This is a genomic window from Streptomyces lasiicapitis, assembly GCF_014646335.1.
In the GTDB taxonomy this organism is placed as follows: domain Bacteria; phylum Actinomycetota; class Actinomycetes; order Streptomycetales; family Streptomycetaceae; genus Streptomyces; species Streptomyces lasiicapitis.
In genome coordinates, this window is the sequence record NZ_BMNG01000007.1 from 357,152 (window position 1) to 366,835 (window position 9,684).

The 9,684-nt window shown below is 71.8% G+C and carries 8 protein-coding genes; 3 read left to right on the top strand and 5 right to left on the bottom strand.

Annotation, left to right across the window (positions count from 1 at the left end):
• Positions 1–10: 10 nt before the first annotated feature.
• The 3 genes from IEY91_RS17900 to IEY91_RS17910 form a co-directional block, all read right to left on the bottom strand.
• Positions 11–1,237, bottom strand: coding sequence for a sensor histidine kinase (locus IEY91_RS17900; RefSeq protein WP_189174743.1), 1,227 nt, complete (start codon positions 1,235–1,237; stop codon positions 11–13).
• 95 nt (positions 1,238–1,332) lie between these two features.
• Entirely contained in the window at positions 1,333–2,028 is a 696-nt protein-coding gene (locus IEY91_RS17905) for a response regulator transcription factor (RefSeq protein ID WP_189174744.1), read from the bottom strand.
• Between the two features lie 96 nt (positions 2,029–2,124).
• Positions 2,125–3,210 carry an SMP-30/gluconolactonase/LRE family protein gene (locus IEY91_RS17910; protein ID WP_189174745.1) on the bottom strand — a complete coding sequence of 362 codons (1,086 nt, stop codon included), beginning with the start codon at positions 3,208–3,210 and terminating at the stop codon, positions 2,125–2,127.
• 251 nt (positions 3,211–3,461) lie between these two features.
• On the opposite strand from IEY91_RS17910, the gene IEY91_RS17915 reads away from it, so the two are divergent.
• A complete protein-coding gene (locus tag IEY91_RS17915) occupies positions 3,462–5,315 on the top strand; it encodes an amidohydrolase (protein WP_189174746.1) in 1,854 nt (617 codons plus the stop codon).
• 151 nt (positions 5,316–5,466) lie between these two features.
• Positions 5,467–5,901, top strand: coding sequence for a nuclear transport factor 2 family protein (locus IEY91_RS17920; protein ID WP_164327613.1), 435 nt, complete (start codon positions 5,467–5,469; stop codon positions 5,899–5,901).
• Positions 5,902–5,929: 28 nt separating this feature from the next.
• Here the strand turns inward: IEY91_RS17920 and IEY91_RS17925 are convergent, their stop codons facing one another.
• On the bottom strand, positions 5,930–6,379 hold the full coding sequence (locus IEY91_RS17925) for a DUF2000 domain-containing protein (protein WP_164327612.1): 450 nt from the start codon (positions 6,377–6,379) through the stop codon (positions 5,930–5,932).
• A gap of 49 nt (positions 6,380–6,428) precedes the next feature.
• Between IEY91_RS17925 and IEY91_RS17930 the strand changes: the two genes are divergently transcribed.
• Positions 6,429–7,286 carry an AraC family transcriptional regulator gene (locus IEY91_RS17930; protein ID WP_164327611.1) on the top strand — a complete coding sequence of 286 codons (858 nt, stop codon included), beginning with the start codon at positions 6,429–6,431 and terminating at the stop codon, positions 7,284–7,286.
• Here the strand turns inward: IEY91_RS17930 and IEY91_RS17935 are convergent.
• Positions 7,271–9,667: an ATP-binding cassette domain-containing protein gene (locus IEY91_RS17935; protein ID WP_189174747.1), complete on the bottom strand. Its 2,397-nt coding sequence runs from the start codon at positions 9,665–9,667 to the stop codon at positions 7,271–7,273. The genes IEY91_RS17930 and IEY91_RS17935 overlap by 16 nt on opposite strands.
• Positions 9,668–9,684: the final 17 nt, after the last annotated feature.

Consider the following 9,684-nt stretch of genomic DNA (forward strand, 5'->3'; position numbering starts at 1 on the left):
GACATCCTCCTCATTGCGCCGCGGGGCTACCGTACCTCTCCGCACGTGGGCGGCCCGGCGGCTGCCCCGGCGGAGGGCCCGCGTGCGGCAGGGTGATCGTGAAGGCCGTTCCGTATCCGGGTTCCGAGCGGACGGTGACCGTGCCGCCGTGGGCGGTGACCACGCCCTGCACGATCGCGAGGCCGAGGCCCGAGCCCGGCCGGTCCGCGCGGCGCTCCCAGCGCCAGAAGCGGTCGAAGAGGTGCTGCTGGTCCTCCGGCGGGATGGCGGGGCCCTCGTTGTGGACGGTGACGTGGACCTGCTCGTCGGCGAGGGTGCCGGTCAGGCGCACGGCGGTGCCGGGGCGCGCGTGCCGCAGCGCGTTGTCCACGAGGTTGCCGATGGCGCGCTGGAGCGCGAGCGGGTCGCCCAGGACCGTCAGCGCGCGGCCGCCGTCTCCCGTGCCGGTGATCCCGATGTCCGGTGGGGCCAGCGCGCGGCTCTCTTCGCGTATCTGCCGGTTGAGGGCGGCGACGTCGACGGGCTGAGGGCACTGGTGCTGTGACTCCCAGCGGGCCAGGGCGAGCAGGTCGTTGACGAGTGCCGTCATCCGTTGGGTGGCGCGGTCGACGCGTTGCAGGGGCCGGTGGGCGGGTGAGGCGGCGGGGAGGGCGCGCACCGCGACGTCCAGATTGGTGCGGACGATCGCGAGTGGCGTACGGAGTTCGTGGCTGGCGTCGGCCACGAACCGCTGCTGGGAGGTGAACGCGTCGTTCAGGCGGTCGAGCATGTCGTCGATCGTGTCGGCGAGGCGTTTCAGCTCGTCGTCGGCGCCCTTGTGGCGGATGCGGCGGGTGAGGTCGGTGGCCTGGATCTGGCGGGTGGTGGAGATGAGCCGGTCTACGGGGGCGAGCACCCGTCCCGCGATGAGCCGCCCCACGAACACGCTCACCAGGAACAGCCCCAGCAGGCTCCACGCGAGGAGTTCCCGCAGCGTGGAGAGGGTGGCGCGGTTGGCCGCGGCCTCGAAGGGCACGAGGGAGGCCGGGTCCGCGTCGACGCGGGCGAAGTGACCGCCGGTGACCACTCCCCCGGTGCGGGCCACCTCGTCCGACAGGGAACGGCGGGTGAGGGCCGCCCCGCAGATGAAGTACAGCGCGGTCACGAGGACGGCGGCGAGGCCGAAGACGACCGTCGAGTAGAGGAACGCGAGCCGGTTGCGGGCCGAGTGCAGGCGTCGCGGCGGAGCCGGGGGCATCGCGTGCGGGCTTCGCGGTGGAACCGGTGCCATCGTGTGCGGGCTTCGCGGCGGAGCCGGTGTCGTCGACTGCGAGCGGCGCGGTGGAGCCGGTGTCATGAGGAGCTCCTGAGCTGGTAGCCGTGGCCGCGTACGGTGACCAGCGGCTGGTCCGCGCCGTCCGGCGCGAGCTTGCGCCGCAGCCCGAGCACGGCGACCTTGACGATCTGGCTGAACGGGTCGAGGTGCGCGTCCCACACGTGGTCGATGAGCTCCTCGGCGGGGATGGCGCGGCCCGCGTGGGTCATGAAGTAGCGCAGGAGCGCGAACTCCTTGCGGCTGAGGCCGAGCGGTCTGCCGTCGCGCCACGCCTCGCCGCCGGCCGTGTCCAGCACCAGGTCCCCACAGGTGAGGACGGCGCCGGAGCGTCCGGCGTCACGGCGCAGCAGGGCGCGTATCCGGGCGGCGAGCTCGTCGAAGTCGAACGGTTTGACGAGGTAGTCGTCCGCCCCGGCGTCCAGGCCGTGGATGCGGCTGCCCACGGCGTCGAGGGCGGTCAGCATCAGCACGCGCGGCGCGACCCGCGCCGAGGGCGCCGCCGCTCCACCGGACTTCAGCCGCCTGCACACTTCGTCGCCGCGCACGTCGGGCAGGAGGACGTCCAGGCAGACCAGGTCGTACGGCGTGTGCGCGAGCTGTTCCAGGGCGCTGGTGCCGTCCGCGGCGATGTCGACGGCGTAACCGTCACCGCGCAGGCCGTCGGCGATGCCCTCGGCCAGGTCGGTTTCGTCTTCCACTACGAGAATGCGCATGGTGCAGTGTCACCTCCGTCCCGGGCGGGCGGTCGCCCGGGACGTGCGGTCGGCGGTCGGCGGGGTCCGGTCACGCGCCGGGCGGCGCGGTGGGGGTCACGGGGACGGTACGCGCAGCTCGGACACCCAGAACGGCAGTCGCGGCGGGGTCGTGCCGCTGACGGCCGCCGGGCTGCCCAGCGTGTTGAACTGCGAGTTCACGACGAGGATCCGCTGCTTGTAGAGCGCCGCGCCGGTGGGGAACGCGAACGTCTTGTCCGCGGTGTCCTTCCGTGCACGTGCCGAGCCGAAGTCAGCGGCGAGCTCCAGTGTGTTCACCGAGCCGGGCTGGTTCTGTACGACGTGCAGGGTGCGGCCGCGCAGCGCGAGCCCGTCGGGGGTGTTCAGCGTTCCGGCCGGCATGGTCACCGGGGTGACCCGGCGCTGTCGGAGGTCCACCCGGTACAGCGCGTTCTCGTTGCGCTTGCCGATGACGAGGTAGCGGCCCGAGGGGTCGGCGGCGATGCCGTTGACGTTGATGCCGGGCGCGCCCGGAGCGGAGACGTACGAGACGGCGGTGCCGGTGAAGTCCATGAACTTCTCCAGGACGTAGCCGCCGCCGGTGGGCCGGGCGCGCCAGAGGACGGGCGCGACGGAGTCCGTCACGTACGCGCTGCCGTCGGGTGCGAGGGCGACGTCGTTGAGGAACGTCTGCCCGGCGCGCAGTCCGGTGTCGAGGCGGCTCACGAGGCGGGCGGTCCCGGTGTCGTACACGAAGATCTGCCCGGTCTGGCGGCCGGCCACCACTAGGCGTCCGTCGGCGAACGCGAGGCCCGTGGCGATGGTGCGGCCGTCCGCCCCGGCCGGGGAGAACACCCGCAGGTCGCCGGGCGCGCCGACGCGGCCGGTGTAGATGGTGCCGTCCTTGACCGAGCCCACGTAGAAGCGGCCGGTGGCGGGGTCGACGGCGGCGCTCTCGGGGAACACCTGGTCGCCGGGGAGGGCATGGACGAGGGCAGCGGGGGCGGTCCTCGATGCGGGCGCCGACAGCGCCGAGGGCGTCGCGGGCGCCCCCGAGGCGGGAGCCGTCGCACCCGCGGTGAGCGTGAGTCCGGCGAGCACGGCGACGGCGGCCGACGCCGCCGGGAGTGCGCGGCGACGGGACGTGCGGTGCGGGCGACTCGACGTGGACGTGGGGTTCATCGGGTGGTTCCTCTTCTCTGCTGACTCTCTGCCGACGGGGCGCTCGCCGCCCCGGTACGTCGGGTCCCAGCAGATCCCACCCGTGGTTAGCGACCGGTTAGTTGAGGGGCTCTGACCACGCACGATCGCGCATCGGTGGCGAACGTCCGCGTTATGGCTCGGCGTCACGGCGCCGGGTTTGGCTGTCGGCCGTGCCGGAGGCGCCTGCCCCGGCAACCCCACGAATCCCATGAATCCCAGGAGGTTTCCGGATGGGATCCACCACGCCCAGCGCCACCCACACCCCCCGCGCCACGCCCACTACCCACACCCGCCACACCACCCGCAGGCAGACCCTCGCCGCCCTGGCAGCCGCCGCGACCGTCCCGGTCCTGCCGACGGTCGCCGCCGCCTCGACCCACGACCGGGCCGAGCGCCCCGTCGCCGACACGGTGCTGCACAACGGCCGCGTCACCACCCTCGACCCGCGCCGCCCCGAGGCCACCGCCCTGGCCGTTCGAGGCAACAGAATCCTGGCCACGGGCACGGACGCGCAGATGCGCCGCCTCGCCGGAGATCACACCAAGCTCATAGACCTGCGCCGCCGTCGCGTCGTCCCGGGCCTCAACGACTCGCACACCCACCTCATCCGGCAGGGACTGAGCTACACCCATGAGCTGTCGCTCGCCGGAGTCCGCTCCGCCGCCGAAGCACTGCGCCTGATCCGCCACCAGGCGGAACACACCCCGCCGCCCCAGTGGGTCAGGGTCGTCGGCGGCTTCACCCGCCACCAGTTCACCGACGGCCGGCTGCCCACGCTCGCGGAGCTGAACGCCGCGGTGCCCGACAAACCCGTCTTCCTGCTCCATCTGTACGACCGCGCCCTGCTCAACCGGACCGCACTGCACCTCCTCGGCTTCACCAAGTCCACCCCGGCGCCGCCGGGTTCCGAGATCGAGCACGACGCCGCGGGCAACCCGACCGGACTGCTCATCGCCAAGCCGAGCGCCACCCTGCTGTACGGGACCCTGGCCCGGCTGCCCGGCCTGTCGCCCGAGGACCAACACGTCTCCACCCGGTACTACCTGCGGCACCTCAACGCCCGCGGGGTCACCGGCGTCATGGACGCCGGCGGCGGCCACCAGACGTTCCCCGACGACTACGACGTCGTACGCCGCCTGCACCGCGCCGGTCAGCTCACCGCCAGGATCGGCTACCACGTCTTCACCCAGCGGCCCGGCGACGAACTCGCGGACTTCCGGCGCATGGCGGAGTTGGTGTCGCCGGGCGAGGGCGACGCCATGCTGCGGATGCTCGGCGCGGGCGAGATGCTCACGTACTCCGCCGCCGACTTCGAGAACTTCGAGGAGCCGCGCCCCGAGCTGCCCGGGGCGATGGCGGCTCAACTGCGTTCCGTGCTCGGCTTCCTGGGCGAGCGGCACTGGCCGTTCCGGCTGCACGCCACGTACGAGGAGTCGATCACCCGGTTCCTCGACGTCATCGAGGAGGTGCACGGACCGGATGGGCCGGACGTGCCGTTCATCCTCGACCACGCCGAGACGATCAGCGCCCGCAGCATCGACCGCGTCGCCCGGCTCGGCGGTCGTATCGCCGTCCAGCACCGCATGGCGTTCCAGGGCGAGACGTTCCTGCGACGCTACGGCGCCGCGGCCGCCGCGCACACGCCACCCGTGCGCCGCATGCTGCGCGCGGGCGTACCGGTGGGCCTCGGCACCGACGCGACCCGGGTGGCGAGCGACAACGTCTGGACGGCGCTGTACTGGCTGGTCACGGGCCGCACCGTCGGCGGGCATGTGATCCACCCGCCGGAGAGCCGACTCGACCGGATCGCGGCGCTCCGCCTGCTCACGCAGGGCAGTGCCACCCTCGCCGACGAGGAGCAGGACAGGGGCACCCTCTCCCCCGGCCGGTACGCCGACCTCGCCGTGCTCCGCGAGGACTACCTCTCCGTGCCCGCGCACCGCATCCCGGAGATGGCGTCGGTCCTGACGATGGTGGGTGGACGAGTCGTCCACGGAGCGGCCGAACACGCGGCCCTGAACCCGCCGCTTCCGCCGGTGCGGCCCTCCTACTCGCCCCTGCTGACCGGCGCCAACGCCCTCTGAGCCGGAGCCGTTCCCGGCCGGCCCCGCGCTGCCCTTTGCCCCAGTGGCAAGCCCGCTACCCAGGAGAACGAGCGTTCTCTAGAGTGATCAGGGCACCCGGGAGAACGACCGTTCCCCCGAGGAGCGGCCAATGATGCGACAAGGAGCAGACATGACGACGTCACGTCCCCCGTTCCCCCCGTTCGACGAGGAGAGCGCACTGCGCAAGGTCCAGGCGGCCGAGGACGCCTGGAACACCTGCGACCCCGAGCGCGTCTCGCTCGCGTACACCGTCGACTCGGCCTGGCGGAACCGGGACCGGTTCGTCAACGGCCGGGCCGAGATCGTGGACTTCCTGCGGGAGAAGTGGTCACGGGAGCAGGAGTACGCGCTGCGCAAGGAGCTGTGGGACTTCCGCGGCTCCCGGATCGCGGTGCGCTTCCAGTACGAGTGCCGGACGGCGGACGGCCAGTGGTGGCGCAGCTACGGCAACGAGCTCTGGGAGTTCACCGCGGAGGGACTGATGGCCCGCCGCGAGGCCAGCATCAACGACGTCCGGATCACCGAGTCGGAGCGCAGCATCTTCGGCCCGCGGCGCAGCTCTTGACGTTCAGGGGTGCATGAGCGTCTGACCTTCAGGGATGCATGCGCGCGCCCTTGAGCACCTTGTCGACCGCGTTGCGCGGGCCGTGCACGGCGAGCCCGACCAGGTCCAGCTGGTCGCCGGGCACGGCCCGTACCGCCGCGCGGTTGTCCCGGTCGTTGCCGGTGGTGAAGAGGTCGGAGGTGAACACCGACTGCGGCAGCGAGCGGGACTGGGCGCGTCGGTGCGCCGCCGTCAGCGTCTCCTTCGTGCCCTCGAAGACCAGGACGGGCTGGCGGAACATCGGCAGGTACGCGGTGCCGTCGGCGTCGGCGTACGGTTCGCCGATCACTTCGGGCACCTCCGAGCCGATGCCGCTGACCAGGAAGGCGGTCACGTTCAGCCGCTGCCAGGGCTGCAGGTCGTCACGCAGCAGTACGGCGATCTTGGTGTCGAAACGTACGGGCTCGGTCGGCGCGGTCGCGTCGGTCTCAGTCGTCATGCCCCGAGGCTGCCGCCCGCGCCACCCTGCCGTCTTGTACGTTCTTTGCATGGAGTCCCGGCACGACATTTCCGCGTGGAACCCGCAGGTCCCGGGGGTCGTCGAGGTCTTCCACGCCCACTTCACCGAGCACGCGTACCCGATGCACGTCCATGACGTGTGGACCTTGCTGATCGTCGACGCCGGCGCCGTCCGCTACGACCTGAACCGCCGCGAGTGCGGCACCCCGAACGACACGGTCTCCCTGCTGCCCCCGCAGGTCCCGCACAACGGCGCGCCCGCCACCCCGCAGGGCTTCCGCAAGCGGGTGCTCTACCTCGACCTGGCCCAACTGGACGAGGGCTTCATCGGCCCGGCCGTGGACCACCCCGACACGGTCGACCCCCTGCTGCGTCGCCGCGTCGGCCAACTGCACACCGTGCTTGCGCGGCGCGGCGACGAGTTGGAGGCGGAGAGCCGCCTCGCCCTGATCGGGGAGCGGCTGCGCGGCCACCTGCGGCCCGCGCTCGCCACCGTCCCGCCCAAGGCCGATCGTGGTGTGGCCCACAGCCTGCGGGAACTCCTCGACGAGCGGCTGCTGCACGGCATCACCCTGGACGACGCCGCGCAGCAGGTGCACGCCCACCCCACGCACCTGGTGCGGGCGTTCAGCGCCGCGTTCGGCATCGCCCCGCACCAGTACCTGATGGCCCGCCGGGTCGACCGCGCCCGGCGCCTGCTCCTGGACGGCGTGCCGGCCGCGGCGGTGGCCACCGCGGTCGGCTTCTACGACCAGTCGCATCTGACACGGCACTTCAAGCGCGTGGTGGGGGTGACGCCGGGGCGCTTCGCGGGGAAGGCTCGCGCCAACGGGCCGGACCTTCGCTCGCGCCCCGGCGTCGAGGACCCCGGTCAGCTCCCCACGTAAGCCGCCAAGTGCTCGCCCGTGAGCGTGGAACGGTCGGCGACGAGGTCGGCCGGGGTGCCCTCGAAGACGATCCGGCCGCCGTCGTGGCCCGCGCCGGGGCCGAGGTCGATGATCCAGTCGGCGTGGGCCATGACCGCCTGGTGGTGTTCCACGACGATGACCGACTTGCCGGAGTCGACCAACCGGTCGAGCAGGCCGAGGAGTTGCTCGACGTCGGCGAGGTGGAGGCCGGTGGTCGGCTCGTCCAGGACGTAGATGCCGCCCCTCTCCGCCATGTGCGTGGCCAGCTTCAGGCGCTGCCGCTCGCCGCCGGACAGCGTGGTGAGCGGCTGGCCGAGGGTGAGGTAGCCGAGGCCGACGTCGGCGAGCCGCTCGAGGACCTTGTGCGCGGCCGGTGTGCGCGCCTCGCCGTCGCCGAAGAACTTCTCCGCCTCGGCCACCGACATCGCGAGCACCTCGCTGATGTCGCGCCCGCCGAGCCGGTATTCGAGCACTTCCGCCTGGAACCGCTTGCCCTCGCAGTCCTCGCAGGGGGTGGCGACGCCCGCCATCATCGCCAGGTCGGTGTAGATGACCCCGGCGCCGTTGCACGTGGGGCAGGCGCCCTCGGAGTTGGCGCTGAACAGCGCCGGCTTCACACCGTTGACCTTCGCGAACGCCTTGCGAATCGGTTCGAGGAGTCCGGTGTACGTCGCCGGGTTGCTGCGGCGCGACCCGCGGATCGGGGTCTGGTCGATCGAGACCACGTCCTCGCCCGCGGGAATCGACCCGTGCACGAGGGAGCTCTTGCCCGAACCTGCGACGCCGGTGACGACGACCAGCATGCCGAGGGGGATGTCGACGTCGACGTCCTCCAGGTTGTTCGCCGTCGCGCCGCGGATCTTGAGCGCGCCGGTGGACGTACGCGTCGACTCCTTGAGGGCGGCCCGGTCGTCGAGGTGGCGGCCGGTGACGGTGTCGCTGGCCCGCAGGTCGTCGAGGGAGCCCTCGAAGCAGACGGTGCCGCCCGCGGAACCGGCGCCGGGGCCGAGGTCGACGACGTGGTCGGCGATCGCGATCGCCTCCGGCTTGTGCTCGACGACGAGCACCGTGTTGCCCTTGTCGCGCAGCCGGAGCAGCAGATCGTTCATGCGCTGGATGTCGTGGGGGTGCAGGCCGATGGTGGGCTCGTCGAAGACGTACGTGACGTCGGTGAGCGAGGAGCCGAGGTGGCGGATCATCTTGACGCGCTGCGCCTCGCCGCCCGACAGCGTGCCCGCGGGCCGGTCGAGCGAGAGGTAGCCGAGGCCGATCTCGACGAAGGAGTCGAGGGTGCGCTGCAGCGCTTCGAGCAGCGGTGCCACCGAGGCTTCCTTGAGGCCGCGGACCCATTCGGCGAGGTCCCTGATCTCCATGGCGCAGGCGTCGGCGATGCTGAGCCGCTTGATCTTCGATGACCGGGCGCCCTCGCTGAGCCGGGTGCCGTCGCACTCGGGGCAGACGGTGAAGGCGACCGCCCGCTCCACGAACGCCCGGATGTGCGGCTGCATCGCCTCCTTGTCCTTGGACAGGAAGGACTTCTGGATCTTCGGGATCAGGCCCTCGTACGTGAGGTTGATGCCGTTGACCTTGATCTTGACCGGCTCCCCGTACAGGAAGGCCTGCATCTCCTTCTTGGTGAACCTGCGGATCGGCTTGTCCGGGTCGACGAAGCCCGACTGCGCGTAGAGCTGCACGGTCCACTGGCTGTCCGACTTCCAGCCGGGGATGGTGAACGCGCCCTCGGACAGCGACTTGGAGTCGTCGTAGAGCTGCGTGAGGTCGATGTCGGAGACCTTGCCCCGGCCTTCGCAGCGCGTGCACATGCCGCCGGTGCGGTTGAAGGTCGCCTTCACGGTCTTGGTCTTGGCGGCACCGCGCTCGACGGTGATCCCGCCGCTCGCCCGCACCGAGGCGGTGTTGAAGGAGTACGCGCTGGGCGGGCCGATGTGCGGCTTCCCGAGGCGGCTGAAGAGGATGCGCAGCATCGCGTTGGCGTCGGTGGCGGTGCCGACGGTGGAGCGCGGGTCGGCGCCCATCCGCTGCTGGTCGACGGTGATCACGGTCGTCAGGCCGTCGAGCACGTCGACCTCGGGGCGGGCGAGCGTCGGCATGAAGCCCTGTACGAAGCTGCTGTACGTCTCGTTGATCAGCCGCTGCGACTCCGCGGCGATGGTGTCGAACACCAGGGAGCTCTTGCCCGACCCCGAGACCCCGGTGAACACCGTGAGCCGGCGCTTCGGGATCTCGATGCTGACGTCCTTGAGGTTGTTCTCGCGCGCGCCGTGCACCCGGATCAGGTCGTGGCTGTCGGCGGCGTGCAGCGCAGGCGACTGCGGGTCCGTCTTCCTGGCCTTGCTCATCGTGTCTCCATCTTTCG